Annotated in this window: 20 protein-coding genes and 4 tRNA genes; 2 read left to right on the forward strand and 22 right to left on the reverse strand. The window is 46.9% G+C overall.

Annotated features, from left to right (window positions below; all coding sequences use genetic code 11):
• Positions 1-28 precede the first annotated feature (28 nt).
• Positions 29-1840 (reverse strand): threonine--tRNA ligase, encoded by a 1812-nt coding sequence (gene thrS, locus J5A52_04775; protein QUB37422.1) that lies wholly within the window; start codon positions 1838-1840, stop codon positions 29-31.
• 242 nt (positions 1841-2082) lie between these two features.
• Here thrS and J5A52_04780 point away from each other — a divergent pair.
• Positions 2083-2159, forward strand: a tRNA-Val gene (locus tag J5A52_04780).
• A gap of 1224 nt (positions 2160-3383) precedes the next feature.
• On the opposite strand, the gene J5A52_04785 is transcribed toward J5A52_04780, so the two are convergent.
• The 8 genes from J5A52_04785 to J5A52_04820 all read right to left on the reverse strand — a co-directional run bounded on the left by J5A52_04785 (position 3384) and on the right by J5A52_04820 (position 7946).
• Positions 3384-5060 carry a hypothetical protein gene (locus J5A52_04785; protein QUB38015.1) on the reverse strand — a complete coding sequence of 559 codons (1677 nt, stop codon included), beginning with the start codon at positions 5058-5060 and terminating at the stop codon, positions 3384-3386.
• 8 nt (positions 5061-5068) lie between these two features.
• Positions 5069-5410, reverse strand: a complete 342-nt coding sequence (locus tag J5A52_04790) for a hypothetical protein (protein QUB37423.1) — start codon at positions 5408-5410, stop codon at positions 5069-5071.
• Between the two features lie 50 nt (positions 5411-5460).
• Positions 5461-5536, reverse strand: a tRNA-Thr gene (locus tag J5A52_04795).
• A 74-nt stretch (positions 5537-5610) separates the two neighbouring features.
• Positions 5611-5688, reverse strand: a tRNA-Asp gene (locus J5A52_04800).
• Positions 5689-5738: 50 nt separating this feature from the next.
• The gene (locus tag J5A52_04805) at positions 5739-6782 is read right to left on the reverse strand and encodes a hypothetical protein (protein QUB37424.1); all 1044 of its coding nucleotides are present in this window, start codon (positions 6780-6782) and stop codon (positions 5739-5741) included.
• Entirely contained in the window at positions 6754-7278 is a 525-nt protein-coding gene (locus J5A52_04810) for a PH domain-containing protein (protein ID QUB37425.1), read from the reverse strand. Before J5A52_04810 ends, J5A52_04805 begins: the two co-directional genes overlap by 29 nt.
• Before the next feature lie 25 nt (positions 7279-7303).
• A tRNA-Arg gene (locus J5A52_04815) sits at positions 7304-7380 on the reverse strand.
• Between the two features lie 68 nt (positions 7381-7448).
• Positions 7449-7946 carry a nucleoside-diphosphate kinase gene (locus tag J5A52_04820; protein QUB38016.1) on the reverse strand — a complete coding sequence of 166 codons (498 nt, stop codon included), beginning with the start codon at positions 7944-7946 and terminating at the stop codon, positions 7449-7451.
• Positions 7947-8090: 144 nt separating this feature from the next.
• Here J5A52_04820 and J5A52_04825 point away from each other — a divergent pair, with 144 nt between their 5' ends.
• The gene (locus J5A52_04825; GenBank protein QUB37426.1) at positions 8091-9020 is read left to right on the forward strand and encodes a tyrosine-type recombinase/integrase; all 930 of its coding nucleotides are present in this window, start codon (positions 8091-8093) and stop codon (positions 9018-9020) included.
• A 48-nt stretch (positions 9021-9068) separates the two neighbouring features.
• Here J5A52_04825 and J5A52_04830 read toward each other — a convergent pair whose 3' ends face one another.
• From J5A52_04830 to pilM, 13 genes are all read right to left on the reverse strand, one after another.
• Positions 9069-10223 (reverse strand): hypothetical protein, encoded by a 1155-nt coding sequence (locus tag J5A52_04830; GenBank protein ID QUB37427.1) that lies wholly within the window; start codon positions 10221-10223, stop codon positions 9069-9071.
• Positions 10220-10924, reverse strand: coding sequence for a type II secretion system protein (locus J5A52_04835; GenBank protein QUB37428.1), 705 nt, complete (start codon positions 10922-10924; stop codon positions 10220-10222). The genes J5A52_04830 and J5A52_04835 overlap by 4 nt, the downstream gene beginning before the upstream one ends.
• Positions 10908-11537, reverse strand: a complete 630-nt coding sequence (locus tag J5A52_04840) for a hypothetical protein (protein ID QUB37429.1) — start codon at positions 11535-11537, stop codon at positions 10908-10910. Before J5A52_04840 ends, J5A52_04835 begins: the two co-directional genes overlap by 17 nt.
• Positions 11537-12274 carry a prepilin-type N-terminal cleavage/methylation domain-containing protein gene (locus tag J5A52_04845; GenBank protein ID QUB37430.1) on the reverse strand — a complete coding sequence of 246 codons (738 nt, stop codon included), beginning with the start codon at positions 12272-12274 and terminating at the stop codon, positions 11537-11539. The genes J5A52_04840 and J5A52_04845 overlap by 1 nt, the downstream gene beginning before the upstream one ends.
• 36 nt (positions 12275-12310) lie before the next feature.
• Positions 12311-13201 carry a prepilin peptidase gene (locus tag J5A52_04850; protein QUB37431.1) on the reverse strand — a complete coding sequence of 297 codons (891 nt, stop codon included), beginning with the start codon at positions 13199-13201 and terminating at the stop codon, positions 12311-12313.
• A 63-nt stretch (positions 13202-13264) separates the two neighbouring features.
• Complete coding sequence (locus J5A52_04855; protein QUB37432.1) at positions 13265-13729, reverse strand: prepilin-type N-terminal cleavage/methylation domain-containing protein; 465 nt, start codon at positions 13727-13729, stop codon at positions 13265-13267.
• Between the two features lie 82 nt (positions 13730-13811).
• Entirely contained in the window at positions 13812-15020 is a 1209-nt protein-coding gene (locus tag J5A52_04860; GenBank protein ID QUB37433.1) for a type II secretion system F family protein, read from the reverse strand.
• A gap of 3 nt (positions 15021-15023) precedes the next feature.
• A complete protein-coding gene (locus tag J5A52_04865; GenBank protein ID QUB38017.1) occupies positions 15024-16073 on the reverse strand; it encodes a type IV pilus twitching motility protein PilT in 1050 nt (349 codons plus the stop codon).
• Between the two features lie 36 nt (positions 16074-16109).
• A complete protein-coding gene (locus tag J5A52_04870; GenBank protein QUB37434.1) occupies positions 16110-17876 on the reverse strand; it encodes a type II/IV secretion system protein in 1767 nt (588 codons plus the stop codon).
• 15 nt (positions 17877-17891) lie between these two features.
• Complete coding sequence (locus tag J5A52_04875) at positions 17892-18119, reverse strand: hypothetical protein (protein ID QUB37435.1); 228 nt, start codon at positions 18117-18119, stop codon at positions 17892-17894.
• Positions 18116-18799, reverse strand: a complete 684-nt coding sequence (locus J5A52_04880; protein ID QUB37436.1) for a hypothetical protein — start codon at positions 18797-18799, stop codon at positions 18116-18118. The genes J5A52_04875 and J5A52_04880 overlap by 4 nt, the downstream gene beginning before the upstream one ends.
• A 2-nt stretch (positions 18800-18801) precedes the next feature.
• Positions 18802-19524, reverse strand: coding sequence for a hypothetical protein (locus J5A52_04885; GenBank protein ID QUB37437.1), 723 nt, complete (start codon positions 19522-19524; stop codon positions 18802-18804).
• On the reverse strand, positions 19521-20573 hold the full coding sequence (gene pilM / locus J5A52_04890; GenBank protein ID QUB37438.1) for a type IV pilus assembly protein PilM: 1053 nt from the start codon (positions 20571-20573) through the stop codon (positions 19521-19523). The genes J5A52_04885 and pilM overlap by 4 nt, the downstream gene beginning before the upstream one ends.
• Position 20574: the final 1 nt, after the last annotated feature.

A 20574-nucleotide genomic window follows, 5' to 3' on the forward strand; every position in this document is an offset into this window, starting at 1 on the left:
AGACCTTCTATCATCATCGCATGCCCTCTTAGAGTTTCTTGATGTACGTCTTCAGCTCATCAAGTGCAATTTTTTGCTCACTGTCCCGTGTACGAACACTAACTTGCCGTGCGCTTTTGTCCTTTGGCCCAACAATAAGCTGAACTGGAACTTTCATAGCTGTCGCCTCTCGTATTTTCTTGCCCAGTGATTCATTGCGCGTGTCTACTGTAAATCTTACTTCATTATATTTTATTGGCGTCATCAGTACAATTTCGCGCAGTATCGTTGTTATTTCGTCTACGTAATCTGTGACTGTTTCATTAATTGTCAGAATACGTATTTGCTCTGGCGCTGCCCAAAACGGAAACCAACCACCAGTATGCTCAATAAATACACTTAAGAACCGCTCTATTGAACCTAAAAGCGCACAATGAATCATGACAGGTGTTGTAAATTTACCATCATCTGTTGCATACTCTAGTTCAAACCGCTCCGGCTGAACGAAATCAAGCTGAACAGTTGCAACTTGATGCTCACGACCAATTGCATCCGTCGCCATGAAGTCTATCTTTGGACCGTAGAATGCAGCCTCGCCATCTTGCTCAAAATAGTCTAACCCATTTGCAACAACAGCGGCCTTGAGCTGTGCTTGTGCCGAATCCCATAAAGCACGCTCGCCCAGATATCCATCCGATTCATCGCGGTAGCTCAACCGCACACGTAATTTCATGTTAATTTGCCCATACAACTCTCGCGCTGCCGCCAAAAGATTATTAATCTCCTGCTCAATCTGGTCTGGTCGACAGAAAACATGGCTGTCATCTTGCGTCAGTGAACGTACTCGACTCAAGCCACCAAGTTCACCAGTCTTTTCATCACGATAGTCAGTTGTCGTTTCTAAAAAGCGCACCGGCATATCACGGTAGCTACGCGGCTTTGATGCGAAAATCTGCGTATGATGCGGACAGTTCATCGGCTTCAGCGCCATCTGATCGCTCGTTTCCTGGCTTTTCACCAAAAATAACTCATCGCCAAATTTAGCCCAATGACCAGATTTTTCATATAAATCTTTTTTTGTGATATGCGGCGTCCAAACTTTCTGAAAACCATATTTTTGTCGTAGTTGATTCGAGTACTGTGCTACTATATCACGCAAGACCGTGCCGCGCGGCGTAAACATTGGCAACCCAATGCCAACTAGCGGCGACATCGTGTACAAATCCAATTCTTTACCGAGCTTACGATGGTCGCGCTGCTTCGCAAGCTCTAAACGCTCCAAATATTCATCCAGCTCTGCCTGCGTCGCAAATGCAACACCATACAATCGTTGCATTTGCGGATTCTTTTCGTTACCACGCCAATACGCCCCCGCTACACGCATCAGCTTAAACGCACCGATCTCCTGTGTGTTTGCCACATGTGGACCGCGGCACAAATCGGTAAAATCGCCGTTTGTGTAGAAAGTCACCTCCTTCACAGCCGCGTCGCCATCAGCGATCGTACCCATCTCAGCGGCGTCTAAATCTTTCGCCACTGTTGTGCCAGAACGCTTAAGATCGTTCAGTAATTCTTCTTTGTATGGCTGTTGCGATTCCTTCGCCCAAACGATCGCGTCGTCAATCGGACGTTTTTCGCGCACAAAATCTTGGTCTTCAGCAATAATACGCCGCATCATTGCTTCAATTTTATTGAAATCTTGCTCGCTTATTTTTACGCTACCAAGATCAATGTCATAATAAAAACCGTTCTCAACCACCGGTCCAACGCCAAATTTGGCTTCCGGCCATAATCGCTTTACACTAGCAGCCATAACATGCGCTAAACTATGTCGCATCGCATATAATTGTTCTTCACTCACAATTGCCTCCTTTTTTGAATTAATAAAAGCACGCAGTACGATGTATGACGTGCGCGCCTCGGTCCCGATCGTTCAGGAGGTTCCACCTTGGCTATTTCTCTTGACCCGGAAAGTTCACGTGTTCCGCGTCCGCTACCACGAAGCTCCAGAGATGGTTAGGCTCTTTCGCCGCTTAAAGTCATTGTACAATAGAGCGCTTCGTGTTGCAATAATATAATATATTTGCTACCATAAATTCATCAGGGCGATTAGCTCATTTGGCTAGAGCGCTTCATTGACGTTGAAGAGGTGAGAGGTTCGAATCCTCTATTGCCCACCAAATCGGAACTAAAACGGAAACAGTCGCCCGAACGGGTGACTTTTTTTAAATCTTAAATTTTCAAAGTAAGGTCTTCTCACACCCCATCAGGTAGACGTATAGAACGCATGCCAGTCCTACGCAAGACAATTGATATGCTTACATCAAATACGTAGTTTTTCTTTACCAGCACGAATCGTCATTAACCAAACTATCCAGCCCCACCAATCTAAGGTCTAGCGCGTCACAAACAATTGCAGAACTCATGCGATTAGTGGCCGCATACCTATATTTCTAATATACAATCAAAAATTCCTCGCCTCTTTGGCTCTTACTTACGACATTGCATTAGAGCTAAATTCTTAGCCTTAATATTAATATTACGAAAATCTTTTGGCTTAATCGTTTTTTTCGCAGAGTGTCGCTTAAGAAGAGTGCAGAGATTCATTGCTCATAGTATATCTTTATTGAGCTTTGCTAGCTACTCCTCCAGCCAGAACCAAACTTTTCGCGAGTCCATACAAGCGTCTCCGGATTGATATTTATTATCATTACACTCATCTACTCAGACAAATTCCAGCATCTACGTCACTTTGACGACAGCACTATACAAAGAAAGTACAAACGTCTTATGCACCTGTAAACATCAAGGGGTTGGTCAATAAGATTACTGAGTTATGCAGTTTTCGCTCCTCTCACCGGACAGCCTCAGCCTTTATTCACATTATCTACTGTAGTTTTCCACATGAAAAATCTAATGATTTTATTTTATTTACCCGCACAGTGATATATTGTGAAAATATTCTTTAATTGACAAAAAGTTATGCTTATGCTAATATAAGGTCATGCCTAAAGAGCAAAAAAGAACACATCAAAAACGGTCAAAACTTGACCGCTATACCATTGCATTTGAATACAATAAACTGATACGAGTAGTTCACCGGAAACAGCAATAAAGAAACTGGGGCAAGTTCATACAGCCCACTCGTAATCCCTAACCAGATTTTTCTCTTAACGCCGAGCAAATCCTAGTTGGTTACAAAATTTAGCAAGACGCAACTTAAGACTATTGTTACAAACAAGTTTAAAAAGCCGCGAACTAATTATAATTTTATACGTAACTCGCTCAAAGCAAAGCGGCGGCAATAAATCAAAGCCCATCCGCCACTACTCTTTTGGTTGCAGACTCAATATAGAACTAGACTATCCGCGATAATCCCTAGCTACCTCTTACTTTTATTCTCTCTATTTTCGCTGCTTTTTCATGCGCCGACGGTTCTTGCTCTTTTTTGCCTTTTCACGCGAGGCGAATGTTGCTTTATCAGTTACATCAAAACTTTCAAGATACCTTCCAAGCAATAAATGTGTTTGTGCATTAATCGGCGCAAGCGCTCCATAACAGATAGCAGTAACTGGCATGAGAAACCATTGCAATATCATCGCGACTGTGCGTCGTCGCTTGTAGCGCGCAGGGCGCGGCGGCAGCATTTTCATCATCAGTAAAATGGTAATAAATAACCCGATCAGCGCGATTGACTGGATATAGCTAATGACGATTGGCAGTGAATGAACCGTGTAATTTCGTGATGCTTCTCGATTTAGCAACAACGGCACCCAACCGCCAAACGCAACAATAATAGCCGATGTTGATAAACTAACATGTCCGTCAAGCAGGCGCCAAAACCGTGCAAAGCCTTCCCAAAATGGCACGGTGCGAGCGCGTGTAAATATACGAACAGCCACATACGGTACATCGGAGGCGCCGTATCCCCAGCGACGGAGCTGCTTGAACTGTGCGATGATTGTCTTCCTAAATGTATCAGCCATTACCGCGTCTTGATAGATCGGTACATGAATCGGAACGACGCTGTAGTCTCCATTGTAATAAAAATAACTGCGCCAATACTGATGACCATCCTCAACAATGCTGCGCTTACTCCAATAATTAATTTTGACAAGCGCCGAGAGCGGCTGGCTATGAGCCGCAAAATTACGAAGTGTATGCGGGCGCATACTACTAATTACTGTCCAAAAAGAGTTACCAGTCGCAAGCACTCGCATCGGTGCTGGCGCATCCCAAATATTACCAAAATACAACGCAATTGGCTGATATGATAACCGTTCGCGATTCGGGCGTACGATATACTCATAGCTAACATAGTCAAAATATGACGGATACGGACGATTGTCGCTATCAAGCGTCGTAACAACTACATTGTCATATGGAATATGTTGCCGGTCGCACCACGCTTGTAATTTTTTACCCGCGTACGTAATGTTTGGCCCTTTTCCAGGAATCTCGTCGGGTAAATCTTTTGGATGCTTAATAATCTGAAATGTTTTAAATACCGATGCATACTCTTTTTTAAGCCGCTGCGCCGTTTTCTCAATACCTTCGCCGCCGCGCTCTTCGTATGCGAGATAGACGATCAGCTTATGATTGTCGTATGTCGTCGCCCGAACCGACTCGACGGTTGGCTTGATAACATCGTACGACTCATTATACGCAGCGATAATAACCGCATGGTAGATTAGCTCCGGATTTGGTATGCTGAGTTTCCTATCAACCACCGCACGTATAATCGCTGCGTGGCGCCGCGATTCAAACGCTCGTAAATTTGTTTCGTGCGGCGGCAGTTTTCCTTGATACGCCTGCACTAAATCATGGAGTCGCTGGCTCCAATCAACTTTTTGAGCCGCAACAAGTACCCGATGCCCATGAATCGTCCGATACGCAACACCAATCGCGCGCACAAACATCGCTAGTATCACAAGCAAAATATAAATCGCCGCCCATAGTGGTTGCATGATTGACAGAACAACAACAAGCGCTAGCATAAAATACGTTAGAAAGCCAGGAAGAATCTCGAAAAATCGATATAGCTTTGTACGCTTACCAAGAGGCAGCTCCCGGTCGTCCACCATGTGCGTCATGCCGCTTGTCCAAGGGATATGACATTCAGTACATACATTAAACCTACTACAAACACAGCAAGCGTATACCAAAATATAACCTTGCTCGTAAGCTTGCGACTAAGCACGGTAAATTTAATCATCATGCCGCTATGCAGTACTGCAACAATCCAGAAAAATGCAACGAATAAGAAGAAATATTGCCAGTGCTCTTTGTAAAAATGAGCTTGGCCAAAAGCACTATAGCGCGAGTATACTGTAATATCGCTCGGATGAATCAACACGCCAATCCAAATACTACATATAAGAGCTGCAATAAAAATGCCGCTCAACATCCACATCAGAGAGCGGTTCTTCATCACAATTTTTTTGATAGTGTGTATTGTACTATTCTTATTCATAGATGCCATGGAGCCGTCTGCCGGGATTGAACCGGCGACCTGCGCGTTACGAATGCGCCGCTCTACCAACTGAGCTAAGACGGCAATGCATTTATTATATCAGAGATAGTACGTTTATACTATAGAAAATACCCCACAGACTCGTGAGGTATTTTCTATGGCGCGCCCGACCGGATTCGAACCGGCGATCTCCTCCGTGACAGGGAGGCGTGATAGACCAGCTTCACTACGAGCGCAAATATGCTAGACGTAGTGTACCAAACGACGCGCTAAATTGCAACCACGACTACCGCGACTCAGGAACGGAGATATACTCTTGAATTTTGCCGTCTGTCTTGAGCTTTGCAAATTGCGTCGTAAATTCCTGTAGCGGGACATGGACGTAATCGAAAGCAATTTTCTTTTCAGTTTTTTCGGTAATTTTCACAATATAGAACCCATCCGCTGTCGCGCTCTGCATAATACCAGAGAGCTCGTCTTTTTTTAGCCCCGCAACACTCTGTACACGTAATCCGTTAAATTTACTTGTCACATCAATCAATCCGCTTTTCCCTGCGTTCGCTTTACCGCCAGAGAGTGCGTTCGCTCCACCCACAGCATCATCAAATGATTTTCCCTGTTTGAGCATTGTCATAGCCGCTTCAATTTGCTGCTTCGCCTTTACGTCAACTGCAAATGCTACGCGGCTCTCAAGCATTGCGTTTGCTGTCCTAAACCGATAGTCACTCGCATTTTCGCCAAACAACATCTTTATAGAAGCATCATACGTATCCTGCGAGACACGCCCGTTTGCTGTTATTCGCTCCTGTTCAATCACCGCATCAACATCACTGCCAGAGATTGAAATATTATGTTGGCGAGCTAATTGACGTGCATATGCAACACGCTCCGCAAGATTAAGCGATTGGCGCTTGATGTGATTAAGCTGCACTTGCCCGTCGTTTGTGTTGAGTCGCACCTCCGGATTCTTATTCAGATAATATGCCGATGAACGGTACGATGCGAGGTAATCGCTATACAGAACCGCTTCACCATTAATCGATCCTACCGGCAGTGGAATAACGCGCGAGATACGATACGCGACACCACTTGAATTCTGCATTGGATACATCAGCACCCAGCCCGCAATAAGAAGTAAGAATACGCCCACGGTTGCAATAATAGTCGCGTTGAACACTAGACGATGACGTGCATACTGAATCGGATACTTAAATTTACGCCCACCCGCAATGACTCGCTCGCGATGTTCTGCAACTGTTTCATTTGTAATACGCGGCGGAACCTTCGCCTGCTCTTTTTTCTTACGCCTGATCAACAATTTTCTTTTCATCTGTACTCCGGCGGCTTGCTTCAGCAGCATAAACCGCGTCTTGCAATTTATTGTATATCTCACTCGGGTGTTCAACCATACGGATAACGAGATCGCCAACAAATGTTTGGATTATAATCGTGCCGAATTTAAAAACTTCGCCACTGAACCCTGGTATATTATAGCTGATACTTTGCACCTTATCTAGACTCAACTCTACAACATCCTTACCAAAAAACCCGCGCTGCGTGATCTGACGAATCCGTTCGTTCGTTACGACGTACACGGTAAAGTACCACATTAGAAAGTGGTAAAAAAACAGGATTGACCCAAGCACGAGTCCAGCAAGCGGTATCAGAAATAGCTCAAGCTTCGTTTGCCAAATAAGCGGCGGAATTGATCCAACCGCAAGCGGAATGAGCAATGAATAGAATCCTTTACGCATCGCAATAATATGGCGCCGAAAAACGAAAAGAATCGTTTCGTCCGCATGCTGACCTTCAAACGTCGCGTCCATACCTACCTTGTCTACTGTTGCTATCTGGTACCCCGGATAGGAGTCGAACCTACAACCTTATCCTTAGGACGGATCTGCTCTATCCAGTTGAGCTACCGAGGCATATACCTAGTATACCGCTTGAGCTCGTAAAATGGTAATACGAATCAAGCGGTATATGCGATATTTTATTATAAGGTAAATTTATCGTTGAGCGACTTATACTCAAAAATTTCGTCGTCTGAAAACCAGTGTCCAATTTCCTCAATCGCTTCTTTGTCATTGCCGCTAGCGTGGATAAGATTTGGCACACCCTTATGCTCAGCGTCAGCATACACGAAGCTCATATGTGAATAGTCACCGCGGATTGTCCCAGGAGCAGCACTTTTCGGTTCAGTCGTACCGACAAGTTTGCGTACTAGTTGCACCGCCTCAACTCCTTCAAGCACCATCGCAATCACTGGCCCCTGCACCATCATGTCAAGCGTGATGTCAAATTTTTCTTTGCCACGGCGAGTAATCATCTGCCCAATTTCTTCATAGTGACGATAATAATGTTCTTTGGTTGGCGCAATCATTTTTGTCGCGACAATTTTTAGTCCAACTCGCTCAAATCGCGTCAAAATCTCACCAACTATGCCGCGCTGCACAGCATCGGGCTTAAATATAATCAACGTTCGTTCTACTATTCCTGCCACTGGATCCTCCTATACCTATTATCTTATAGCTCGTATTGTAGCAAATATTGCCCCGTTTCTCTACGACGTTCCACTGAACAATGAAGTTATTCAGATGTCTTTTACAGTTACCTTGAATTGCGGTATGCTAGAGGTATGGAAATGTCTGCGCTGCTATTAGACTTCGCTGAATATCTTGAGATTGAACGTGGTCGATCAAGCCGCACATCGGAGAACTATACCCGGTATCTTGAGCGCTTTTTACAATTTGCAGGCATGGATCTTACTGTTGACAAAATCACACCAGAGCTTGTTCGCAAATACCGCCTATGGCTCAACCGCCAAAAAGACGACAATAACAATGAGCTCGCACTAATCACGCAAAATTACCACCTCATTGCATTACGTGGCTTTCTTAATTACCTCAGCAAACGAAGCATTCCAAGCATGGCACCAAATAAAATTGAACTACCGCGCGTCCATAGAAAACAAGTAACATTTTTATACAATGATGAGGTTGAACGAATATTCGACACCGTACCAAATGACGGCGAAATCTCACACCTGCGCGACAGAGCAATCCTAGAGCTATTGTACTCAAGTGGACTGCGCGTCTCGGAGCTTGTTGGACTAAACCGCGACCACGTCAATACTGCCCGACGAGAGTTTACAGTACGCGGAAAAGGCCAGAAAGACCGCCCAGTATTTGTTAGTAAACGTGCGGCAGCTCAATTAGAACTATACCTTCATGCACGGACAGATTCGCTCATCCCATTATTCTTAAGCTACAGTCGCAATATTCAAGCGCCGAGCACAAGCGGGGACTACCGGCGGCTTAATCAGCGCAGTGTACAGCGAATGGTTACAAAATACGCACGGCTTGCTGGAATCACCAAACATGTCAGTCCGCACACGATGCGCCATAGCTTTGCAACCGACCTACTCATGAATGGTGCGGATATTCGCAGTGTACAAAGTATGCTTGGACATAGTAGTATCGCCACGACGCAAGTATACACGCATGTCACAGACCAACACTTGCGGGACGTATATGAACGTTTTCACAGCGACAGTACCGAAATATAAAACCACACTTTGAAAACTAAATCGGTTATGGTTATGATCAAACCTACATTATTTCTTTGGGCGCGGATCGCATATGCCACTAATAGCCATCGTATCGCTCACCGAAAAGTCTTTGCATAGGCTACCCGTTGTATCAACAGCATATTCGGGGAACGTGAATGCTCCGTCCGGGCTGACACGACTCAGAACGCGTCGATAAACATCGCCAGCGCGACCAGTTGAATCAACAAGAGGCTGTACACCATCAAACTGCGCCGTCACATTACCGCTGATATCCTCAAACGATGCTCGAAGCTGTGTGCGCGCATACAAGCTCGTAACCCGCATGAATGCCATTCGCGAACCAGCCTTCAATTGGCGTCCATTCGGAATAGTAAGGACTGCTGCACACGCATATTGATTCGCATTGAAGCGAGTCTCTGAACATAGCACCGGCGACGGTGACACTGTCACGTTCGTCTGCGAACCAGCAGCGCGCGTCGCCTGCAGCGAAATCGCATTGATCATCGCGCCTGATCCGCGCACACTGGTCGGTCGCAAGAGCACCGTCATCACTTGGTTGCTGTCATAGTCAGCCTGTTCCATACTGCCATCTGGCTTTTCAGGAACAACAATTTGCACACGCAGCATCGCTGGAGCATCCGCGCCCCACGCATCATGCTGTGGCAGATGATTTGGGTTCGTATCATTCGGATTAGCGATTGTCGGCGTGTCATCGCTTTTAAGCGTCCACTGTACCATAATATGATCCGTATCTTTTGTTGCTTTAAGCGGAATCACTTTTGATACACCCTCCTCAAGCGTATGTTTCACATCATCTGTCGCGTTCTCAATCTTGACGCACGTGTACGCCTGTCCTTGGGTACTATCAGCCGGCGCACCATTACTACGGATCGTCACCCGCGTGTCAGTTGTTGACGCAGCGATACCAGCTTTTTGCACAGTATCGCATCGTTGCGCCAAAATAGCCGTACACGCCGCACTCGCAGTACCGCCATTTGCGCACGCTGTAATAACGCGTTTTGCATCTTCAACGCCAGAAACCGCCGAATCGTAAGCACTTTGCGACAGATTATTATCAGATGCTTGCGTTTCTTCCTGCGACATCAACCGCACAAAACCAACTGATATGATTATCAATAGAAGCGACGTAAACATTACAACGATAATCGAAACCATACCATTTTCAGACTGCCGATTCATGATGCTTTCTCCATGATTACAATTTCATTGAACTGGTTAATTGCACAAAATGTAAAGTTATTTTCAGCCTCATTTGATGTACGGCATGTTTGATCAGTCGTATTGATTTCTTCACCTTGGTTCGTGCCAAGTGTATAGGAAATGTTAAAGGCGCGATCACCGTCTCGATCAAAAATCGGCGTCACACTCATCTGATACACCGCCAAATCAGCTTGCCCCTTGAGTAGCTCTGTTGCGCGCATTGTGCCGGTCGTCGAAACATCGGTTGCATACACACCATTCTGCGAAATGCAAAATGTACCAAGCGGATCGGCCACACGCGCTAAGATAATCGCATCGCCCGTACTATTATAACGAACTGCCGCCGACGGATCGCTGGAGCGTAGACTCTCCGGCCTATTCCATATGTAACTACGAGAACCGATACAGAGCCGCCCAAGTCCGCCGGCACCCTGTGTATCAGCGGCGACAAACCGCACCTCACCCTGCCCGATCGTCAAGCCATCACGTCGAATCAGATCACCGACTTCACGCCCCGACTGATTAATCGACTTTATCGTAATACCCTTATGATACATATTTGTTAGCTGAATCGTTGTTACTGCAATTGATATCAGCAGCACCGCAACGCCCGCCATCGCGAGCAACAATTCGACCAATGTGAATCCTCTACTTGTCGCCCTCTTAGTTTTTGCCATCATAAATCCTCGTTATCGTTCCTATTGTCGTTGGTACAGATGTACCAACGCTATCCCAGCACGCATTAACATATACATCATACGCATTGCCAGCTTCTTCACCAGGCTTGTGCGCTTCGGAGCGGACGACTTGGATAAATAATCCTTGAGCTTGCGGCGCACTCGCATTCGACAGATCAACACGCGCAAATACAGCCGGTTCAGTATATGCCGCTGATGTCGTCACGTCAACGACGCGCACATCGTTGCGGGCTGAATTTTGCGCCAAGAAAAATGCTTTACTACCGCTTGTTAGTCCGTTGTTCTCAAGCGTCGGACACCGATTGCTATTCTTTTCAACAAAATCCGTCACATTAATATGCGATCCGTGACTCGCAGACTGGATCACGTATCGGCTACGGATTTGTTGCCACGCGTCGGTATGATGCGCCTGGATATAACGTACCATTGAAATCTGCGAATCAATCTGTTGGCGTACGAGCGTGATTTCAAGCGAACGTTGCGCCACCTGCATACCGCGGTTCATTAACGCATATGTACCGACAACAAGCATACTGAGTACCGTGAAGCTAAACATCACTTCAATCACCGTATCGCCACGTACAAACCGTTTCATCAGTTACAGCCCTCCGTACGCGTAACAACGCCGCTTGCGCCTGGCGCGTCTTTTGCAATTACAACACCGAGTACTTGCCCCGCCAACCAGCCGGATGGATCAATACACATCACCGAATCATCACGGCGGTTACTATCAACAACGAGCTGATCTAGCACCACTGACGCTCGACGCATTGTATAAGTATGAATTACTCCGCTAATCGGCGAACGTACAATTGCAATCGCCCACGCATTATCGCCCGTTGCCGGCGGCTGCGTACGCACGCCCCAATCAAGCTGATAAGTCTGCGGCTGAACGCCACTATCAATAAGCAACCGCCGATTCGCTGCCGCATCCGCCGTAAAAACTGCATCATCGCCGATGCCAGATTTCAAGAACGCGCTCGTCACTCCGGACATATAAATTGGCTGAGATCGGAATGTTTGTCCATTTGCTGTCGTGACCAGACGCCCGATAATCACGCACGTCTCACTTGTACCAGGCGGCGCAGAGTGGGCTGCTAGAAATGTGCCGTCTGCTGCACATTCACGATGGTTATCAATATCATTGCGCACATTAATTGTCTGCCCGTACTGCCCCTGAATATACGACGAAAATCCATCAACCGCATCGCGATACCGCTGCAACCCAAGCGTCGAACCGACTGATGCTAAGATTCCTGCTGCGAGCACACCTGTCACCGCCAGGAATAACATAACTTCGATGATCGTAAACCCGCGCGATGCCCTCTTCATACTGATTATTTTACCATAAGCGTAGCAGAATTAACACTAGAAAGTTGTCACTGCAAACAGCCATGTTATGATACGATGAGCTGCAAAATACGAGATCAACATGCCTAAAATAAATAGTGGACCAAATGGTATTTCACTGCCCGGCTTCAGTTTTTTGCTGATAAGCCCCGGCAACACGATAATACAGCCGATGAAGTTCGCCAAAAATAACGCCAAAAATGCCTTTTCCCAGCTAGCAAGCATGAGTCCGAGTCCGAGTCCGAGCTTCACGTCGCCCTCACCGATCCATGTACCATGCGATAAAACGCACAGTACAAAATACAATCCCGACATAATTGCTACAGCCCCCGCCAGCGACCATATATCAATATCATGGACAAGCACAAATCGCAGCACAACAACGATAAGTGCAAGCGCTGCATATGCCCAAGTGAGACGATTTGGCAATAATTGCCACTTTAAGTCATATGTCGCAAGCATCACGAGCAATACGAGCGACACCAACCACAAAGCAAACAATGTCCAACCCGCAGCCAATACCCAGCCCACACCGGTAAGCGAAAACGGCCACCACACATATGACGCCACGAAAAGCGCCGCCATTATCAGCTCAATAACCGGCTCAAACCAGCCAATTGGTTTACGGCAATAACGACATTTTCCACCCGTTGACAGCCAGCTAACGATCGGAATTAGGTCATACCAGGCGAGTGTATGATGACACTGCAAGCAACACGAGCGATCGTGCTTGCCTTTTTTGCCCAGGAGCGGCTTGAGCTGTTTAAACTCATCCTTACTATAGGACTCATGGGCTTCTTTATCTTCGTATAGCTGCCGCGCGCGCAACCGCCACACCTGTGCACCAGCGAAGCTCCCCATAATAAGCCCGAGTACACCAAACAACCATGCCAGAATAGTCATATTCATATTGTTATTATAGCAAAGAGGTTGCGTTTTTCCGCAACCTCTTTTTATAATTAGCAGACCTTATTACAACTGCTGGCAGAATGCTGAACCGTTACCAGCCTCAACTCGTGTTACAAGAGCGTACTGACGCGCCGTACCAACTCTTAAGTTAAACGTACCGCTACCTCCCTGTTCACCGCAAGTCGCTCTTGGGTAGATATCAATAGTAGCATCAGTTACAGTAACCGCCTGAGCTGCCGTCAGAGCTGCCCTCACATTCACGGTTGTTGTATTTCTAGAAACGTGATTCTCCCAATACGGACGTAGCGCAGTATCAGTCAAAGTAGCCGCCCCTCTGTTGTTACTCGTCCAGCTATTTATTGCCGACGCCACCGTGCTCACATCTTCTTTGCGCGCTGTGTCACGCTGGCTGCTCTGCAATGCCGGCAGTGCGATAAACACCATCAAAAATATCAATGCCGCGATTGCCAGCACGAGCACGACTTCAATAATCGTAAATCCACGCTCTTTAAGTTGTTGTTTGCTCATATTCCCGTTCCACCTTTCTTATGAACACTTCTTATGGTTATATCCAGCATAACGCACGAGTGCGTCATTGTCCAGAGCTTCGTTAGTGAATCTTAGTCACTAAGCCATAAATAGGATACAAAATTGCCCCGATCAAGCCACCCGCAAAAATAGCTAAAACAACCATTAACGCCGGTTCAATCATCGTCGAGATCGCTTTAATCTGCTCGTCAAGCTCATCCTCGTAAACTTGCGCTGTCTTACCCATCATCTCATCAATTTTACCCGACTGCTCGCCGATTTTTATCATCTGCGGCACCATAAGCAGAATATAGTCCTCGTGTTCAAGAGCCGCCGAAAGTGCCTTGCCACTTTGCACTTTACCAGCAGCGCGCGTAATCTCTTCGCTTACAATCACATTATTCACGGCTTCGGATGATATCTTAAGCATATCAAGCATCGGCACGCCCGTTGCCAAAAGCGTCTGTCCAGTACGCGTAAACCGTGCCATATACAGACGGCGCATCATGCCGTTAAACGGTGGCATATTGAGCTTAATCGTATCAAGCGTACGAATACCAGCATCTGTTTTGAAGTACTGCCGCGCAAAGTATGCAATAACCGCTAGAATAATGAGCGCCAGCCACCAAAACTTTATCATAAAGTTTGATACTGATATGAGAACAGCTGTTAGAAGTGGCAACGTTTCTTTCATGTCACTGTACAGTTTTTCGACTTGCGGCACAATGGTAAATATCATAAATAGCATGACCGCAACCATTACAACGAGCACGATTGCCGGGTATATCATAGCGCCGCGGATTTTACTAAGCATAGCAGCGTCTTTTTCTTGCTGGGCGGCAATACGCTTAAGCGCTTCATCAAGCGTGCCAGACGCTTCGCCGGCAGTAACAAGCGCGATATAAATTTTATTGAACACCTCCGGATGTTTTGAAAAAGCACTCGATAGAGTTTTACCGCCCTCGACATCCGCAACAATCTCTTGAATAACCTCTTGCATACGCTTATTGCTCGTCTGGTCAAGCACAGTACGTAAACTCTGCGTTAGCGGCAACCCCGCGCCAATCAACGTCGCAAGTTGGCGCGAAAATACGATTTTGTCTTTGTTAGTAATACGATTTGCAAACCGCGCAAAGACATTGTTATCGCCGCCCTCTTCCTTAATCGTGAGCGGCATATAGCCCTGCTCAATCAATACTTTTGCCGCCGATGTTTCAGAATCCGCCTGCACAAGCGACTTTACGATTTCGCCTGTCGCTTTGTCGCGCGCTTCGTAGTTAAATTTTTTCACACTTTACCCCCTCATCAACCTTTCAAACTCCGTCAGATCAACAGCGAATTCCCGTGCGTTATCGTACGTAATCGTACCGCTTTGTACCAAATTTACAAGCGTACGATCCATCGTCTGCATACCCTGATCGGCGCCAGTTTGAATAATTGCGTCAAGCTGATGGCTCTTGCCTTCACGAATAACGTTGCGAACTGCCGGATTTGCTACCAAAATTTCAGCCGCAACAACGCGTCCGCCACCAATTGACGGTACTAAACGCTGCGAGCAAATACCCATCAAGATATTTGCGAGCTGCGCGCGGATTTGCGGCTGCTGGTGCGGCGGAAAGACGTCGATCATACGATCAATACTTTGTGCTGCTGAGTTAGTGTGCAACGTCGCAAACACTAAGTGCCCCGTTTCAGCAATCGTGATCGCCGCCGAAATCGTCTCAAGATCACGCATCTCTCCAATCAGCACGACATCCGGATCTTGGCGCAAGCTTGAACGCAGCGCCGCCGAAAACGAGTACGTATCATAGTGGACTTCACGCTGTACTACTACTGACTTCTTTGACTTATGTGTAAATTCAATCGGATCTTCAATCGTGATGATATGCTGCGCCTTTTCGCTATTAACTTTATCAACAAGCGCTGCAAGCGTCGTCGACTTACCAGAACCAGTTGGTCCGGTTACGAGTACAAGTCCGCGCGGATAATCTGCAAACGATAAGACCACTGGTGGCAGCCCAAGTTCTTGCACAGACTTAATTTCATTTGGGATTAAGCGCAGCGCCGCCGCCAGATTACCGCGCTCATGGAATGCGTTCACACGGAAACGCCCAAGATCGCCAAACGCAAAGCTAAAGTCAAACTCTTTATCTTTCAGCAAGATCTGTTGCTGGTCTTCATCAAGAATGCGAAACACTAACCGCTCTACTGTCGCTTCGTCAAGCGACTGCGTCCCCGCAACCGGCGAAAGCGAACCATCAACACGCAGCATCGGAGGCAATCCAACCTGAATATGTAAGTCGCTCGCATGTTTCTTAACAACTTCCTCAAGCAATATCTCCATCATAAGTTCTTCGTTTTGCATAGCCTTCCCTTTCTTTTATGCGGTGTCTGCCGACGTCACGCGATTAACTTCTTCCAATGTGGTGATTCCTGTTAGCGCCTTTAGATAACCATCTTGACGCATCGTAATCATACCTTGCTCAATTGCCTTATGCTGTATTTCGGCGCTTGTAGCACGTTTCACAATTAAATTCTGAATTGCTTCGGTTACATCCATCACCTCAAAAATACCAGCGCGACCAGCGTATCCATGTGGCGTTGCCGGCGTATCGCGCCCCTTCACTAAAGTATAAGCGGTTTGACCGGCAAGTGGCAAGTCTTTATAGCCTAAATCCGCCGAAATGTTCGCGACTTCCTCTTTTGTCTTCGGCAGTAAATGCCCGACCGTTTCTTTAATCATCTGCGTTTCAAGCGGCGTCGACCAATATGCATCACGTCGATTCGCCACGCGCCGCACAAGTCGCTGACCGATAATTGTATTAACCGTGCTTGCGATCAAAAATGGCTCAATTCCCATATCCAACAAGCGTGGCAACACACCTGCCGCCGAGTTTGTATGCAGTGTTGAAAACACTAAGTGCCCTGTCAGCGCTGCCTGCACACCAAGGTTCGCAGTTTCGCCGTCACGCATCTCACCAACCATTACCACATCTGGATCTTGACGCAGAATTGAGCGTAGTCCATTTGCAAACGTCAACCCAACATCAGTATTAACCTGAATCTGGTTCACGCCGTCCATCTTATACTCAACCGGATCCTCAAGCGTGACAATATTAATTGCGTCCGTTTTAATTTCCTTAATCAACGCATATAAGCTCGTCGATTTACCGCTTCCTGTTGGACCACTTGTCAACACCATGCCGTTCGGTCGCTTGATACCCTTGCGAATCGTGCGGAGCGAGCGTCCAGCGTATCCCATTTGTTCTAGATCAAACAAATTTCCCGCTTTATCAAGCAGGCGAATAACAACCTGCTCACCCCACACTACCGGACTAATTGCAATACGTAGGTCAACTTCTTTATCGCTTACGCGCACTGTGAATTGTCCGTCCTGCGGAATACGATGCTCATCAATCTTTAAGTTGGATAAAATCTTTATACGGCTCACCAGTGCTGGCTCAATACTTTTTGGCAGCTGCATCACTTCGCGTAGCACACCATCAATACGACAGCGGATCTTCAGCGATTTTTCAAGCGGCTCAATATGAACATCGCTTGCGCGGCTCTTTACGGCATATTCAAGCACTGTACTTAGTGCTCGGCTAATCGGCGAGTCTTGCACGATTGTTTTTATATCGCGTGCCGCTTCCTGCGCCGCTTCTGCCTGTGAGACTTGCGCCGCCTCATCAACGCTTGATAGATCGGTCTTATACTGATCAAGTACGTGACGCACACCTGCTTCCGATGCCATAAAGACTTTCAGAGGTCGCTGAATACGGTTCGCTAGGTAATCAACCGCCTGCACATTATTCGCATCAATCATCGCTACAGCGAGGCGATTCTGCACCTCGGCAAGTGGCACTGCCATGAACCGCTCAGCAATATCGGACGGCAATAGCGACAAAATGCTCTGATCAATGATACTTGACGTTAAATTAACATACGGTACACCCGATACCTGTGCAATTGCGTGCGTCAATAGCTCTTCATCAATCGTTCCGTTCGACGTGAGCGTCGCAAGGAGAGGCGTGTTACTCTGCTTCGCTGCTTGCGCTGCCCGTTTGATGACATCACGAGAAACAAGCCCTTCGTCCGTTAAGAGCTTGATAAGCTTCTCTTGCATATCATCGGTCATCAACGCCATGCGAATATGCTCCGACTAGCTCGACGATTGTCCGATAACTGTTTCAACTGTTGGGTTGATCGCTTTGGAATTAAACGTATCCTCGCTTGGTTTTTCGACAGTATCGCTAATTTTTTCAATCGTATCAACCTGCGTGCCTTTTGACGACACTTTTAGCGCCGGGATGTTATCAGCAATCAAAAACGCCGATAACATTGATATCCCAGCGATCAGCACAAGCATCGCAATATCGGTCTTTTTCACGGCTTTACCTCTTTCTTCGTTAACTGAATAGTTTTTGCCGGCAAATAATATCCATGTCCGTTTACCGTCATAACAACGCGCGAGTCCCCTTGTTCAATCGTCATCGCATCAATATCAATCACTCGGATAGATTTCTCAAGGTTTTTCAATACATCACGGAGCGCATCTGGGTTCGCTGCTGATATCGACATTGTAAATGGAATTTGCTGTACGCCCTTGACGCTTGATCCCAACTTTGCCGTATCGTCACTAGTCGCAACATCTTCGCCAACTTGGAATGATTCAAGCTTCACATCCGACGTCCGCGCCACTAAACTCTGCACTGATGCGCCAAGCGCAAGCGCATTATTGTCCGCCGGCAAGGCATCCAGTATAACGCGCAGCGGTTCCTCGTTATCATTCAGTTTCACCGAGCTAAGTGCCGCATTAGTATTCAAGACACGAATTTCATCGCGTAGCTTATCAACCGCTTTGTTATTCGCCTGAAGTGTATTCACGGTATTCTGCTTTTCAACTACCACTTTCGATTCAAACACGATGCGCTGTATCAAGAATCCCGCAACCACAACCGCAAAACCGGCGATCACTGACGCACCGGCTACCCAGGCAAACATTGTGCGACCTGATTTATAGATTTGTTGCCGCTTGCCAGCTGATTGATCTTTTTTTACCTCCGGCATGATTATTTTTCCTCCTTTTTCGACGAATTCGACGAAAATAGTCCGTCCGGTACATGCGTCTTTGAGTCGGTCACGTCGATACTGCTGGTCGGCGTCACGATCGTAACATTTTTGTACCCATTCGACGTCAGCTCTTTCGGATATGAGAATGTCAGTGTAAAATGCAGCGCTGTTGAACCGTCAGATTCCTGCGCATACGTCGTATTCGTAATCGTCACTTCGCTTGCGAGCGGCACCTCTTTTGTCGATGAGTCATCGCGATATTGAATTTTTGTATTCAAAATCGTCTTTTTCATAATGTCAGTCGCCGTGAAGCTATTTGCCGCTGATCCGTCAATTGCAATTGACGTTTCCGACGGTTTAAACCGAATCGTCGAAATCTTGATATTATTTGGGGCTGGCGGATTAACCGCGCTCACAACCTCAAACACACGCGAATTGATGCCGCGCGCTTTGTCCAACTCTGACACATGCGCTAACTGATTTTGAATTGTCACTATATCATTCACACCTGATTGTCCGCTTAGCTGGCGGTAACCCGACTTAATCTCGCCGTCTTTTACTAATCCTGCAGCGCTGATCGCGCCAAGTCCGACGCCAAGCACCGCAATTGCACCGCCGGCAACAATCATCACCATGATCGATACCGACACCACCATATTGCGCATCCGCTGGGCGCGCAGATATTCGCGTTTTACATCCGGAATCAGGTTTACTTCAATCATGAGAGATTCCTCCTTTTTGCTAAACCGATAGCCGTCGCATATTCAGCCGCGACCGTCGCCAGATCTTGCTGTTCGGACTGCGACATCTGAATATTCTGCCATGGGTTCGCTGGCGACGCAGACGTATTCGTCTTATCCGAAAAATATGCATCAAGCTGTGGAATCGTCGAGCCAAATCCAGAAAGCAGAATCTGCGACACATTGACGTTCGGATAGCGCGTCTGGAAAAACTTAATTGATTTTGACAACTCCGAGGCGAAACTATCAAGCGTCATTTCAATCGCACGGAATACTTGCCCTTCTAGTCGGTCTTTCGCGAGTCCGAATTTCAAAATAAACTGGCGCGCTTGGTCTTCCTGTACGCTTAAGTTTTGTACCGTAGCCTTAACAAGCGAATTCAGTCCCGTCGGGATCGTACGAATTAGCCGCGGCGTATCACCGTAGGTAATTGCAATGTCTGTCGAAAGTTCGCCCATGTCAACCAACATTAACGCAGTATTTGCCGAATTCGCCGGTACAAGCGCGCGCACCATCGCAAGCGGATCCGGCTCTTCAGCGATAACATTCAATCCAAGCGACTCGACCAACTCAAGTCGTTCCTCGCTATAGTCCTTCGATACGCTTGTTATCAAAACCTCTTCCTGATTCTGCGCTCGCAGCGAGCTACCTAAAAGCGCCCAGTCAACCTTAGCGTCATCCGTACCCATCGGTACGTACTGATCAATTTGGTATTTCATTGTTGCTTTTAGTTCGGCGTCAGACATCGTTGGAATGTCAACGACTGTCGTAAACGTCTTGCCAGACGGTAATCCGATCGCGACATTTTTTGTTTTAATGCCGCTTTGTCCGACAGCGGTCATAATGACTTCGCCAAGTTGGCGGCGCGCCTCTGGCGAATCACTCGCGGTCACCTTGCGGTCAACAGGCACATAGCCGTGCGCCACAAGATTCCAACTATTCTGGCCAGCTGCAGATAACTGCAATACGCGCACTGCGTTGGTACCGATATCCAGTGCAAAAAAATCGCCCAGCCCTTTTTGAAATTTCATA

The organism is TM7 phylum sp. oral taxon 349, from assembly GCA_018127705.1.
Taxonomy (GTDB): Bacteria; Patescibacteriota; Saccharimonadia; order Saccharimonadales; family Saccharimonadaceae; genus Saccharimonas.

Excerpts from the sequence above, each read along its gene's own strand:
- J5A52_04840 (QUB37429.1), bottom strand. The coding sequence starts at position 11,537 with ATGAAACGGTTTGTACGTGGCGATACGGTGATTGAAGTGATGTTTAGC.
- J5A52_04825 (QUB37426.1), top strand. The coding sequence starts at position 8,091 with ATGGAAATGTCTGCGCTGCTATTAGACTTCGCTGAATATCTTGAGATT.
- J5A52_04845 (QUB37430.1), bottom strand. The coding sequence starts at position 12,274 with ATGAAGAGGGCATCGCGCGGGTTTACGATCATCGAAGTTATGTTATTC.
- pilM (QUB37438.1), bottom strand. The coding sequence starts at position 20,573 with ATGAAATTTCAAAAAGGGCTGGGCGATTTTTTTGCACTGGATATCGGT.
- J5A52_04790 (QUB37423.1), bottom strand. The coding sequence starts at position 5,410 with ATGAAGAACCGCTCTCTGATGTGGATGTTGAGCGGCATTTTTATTGCA.
- J5A52_04865 (QUB38017.1), bottom strand. The coding sequence starts at position 16,073 with ATGGAGATATTGCTTGAGGAAGTTGTTAAGAAACATGCGAGCGACTTA.
- J5A52_04830 (QUB37427.1), bottom strand. The coding sequence starts at position 10,223 with ATGAATCGGCAGTCTGAAAATGGTATGGTTTCGATTATCGTTGTAATG.
- J5A52_04835 (QUB37428.1), bottom strand. The coding sequence starts at position 10,924 with ATGATGGCAAAAACTAAGAGGGCGACAAGTAGAGGATTCACATTGGTC.
- J5A52_04850 (QUB37431.1), bottom strand. The coding sequence starts at position 13,201 with ATGAATATGACTATTCTGGCATGGTTGTTTGGTGTACTCGGGCTTATT.
- J5A52_04870 (QUB37434.1), bottom strand. The coding sequence starts at position 17,876 with ATGGCGTTGATGACCGATGATATGCAAGAGAAGCTTATCAAGCTCTTA.
- J5A52_04805 (QUB37424.1), bottom strand. The coding sequence starts at position 6,782 with ATGAAAAGAAAATTGTTGATCAGGCGTAAGAAAAAAGAGCAGGCGAAG.
- J5A52_04855 (QUB37432.1), bottom strand. The coding sequence starts at position 13,729 with ATGAGCAAACAACAACTTAAAGAGCGTGGATTTACGATTATTGAAGTC.
- J5A52_04880 (QUB37436.1), bottom strand. The coding sequence starts at position 18,799 with ATGCCGGAGGTAAAAAAAGATCAATCAGCTGGCAAGCGGCAACAAATC.
- J5A52_04810 (QUB37425.1), bottom strand. The coding sequence starts at position 7,278 with ATGGACGCGACGTTTGAAGGTCAGCATGCGGACGAAACGATTCTTTTC.
- J5A52_04885 (QUB37437.1), bottom strand. The coding sequence starts at position 19,524 with ATGATTGAAGTAAACCTGATTCCGGATGTAAAACGCGAATATCTGCGC.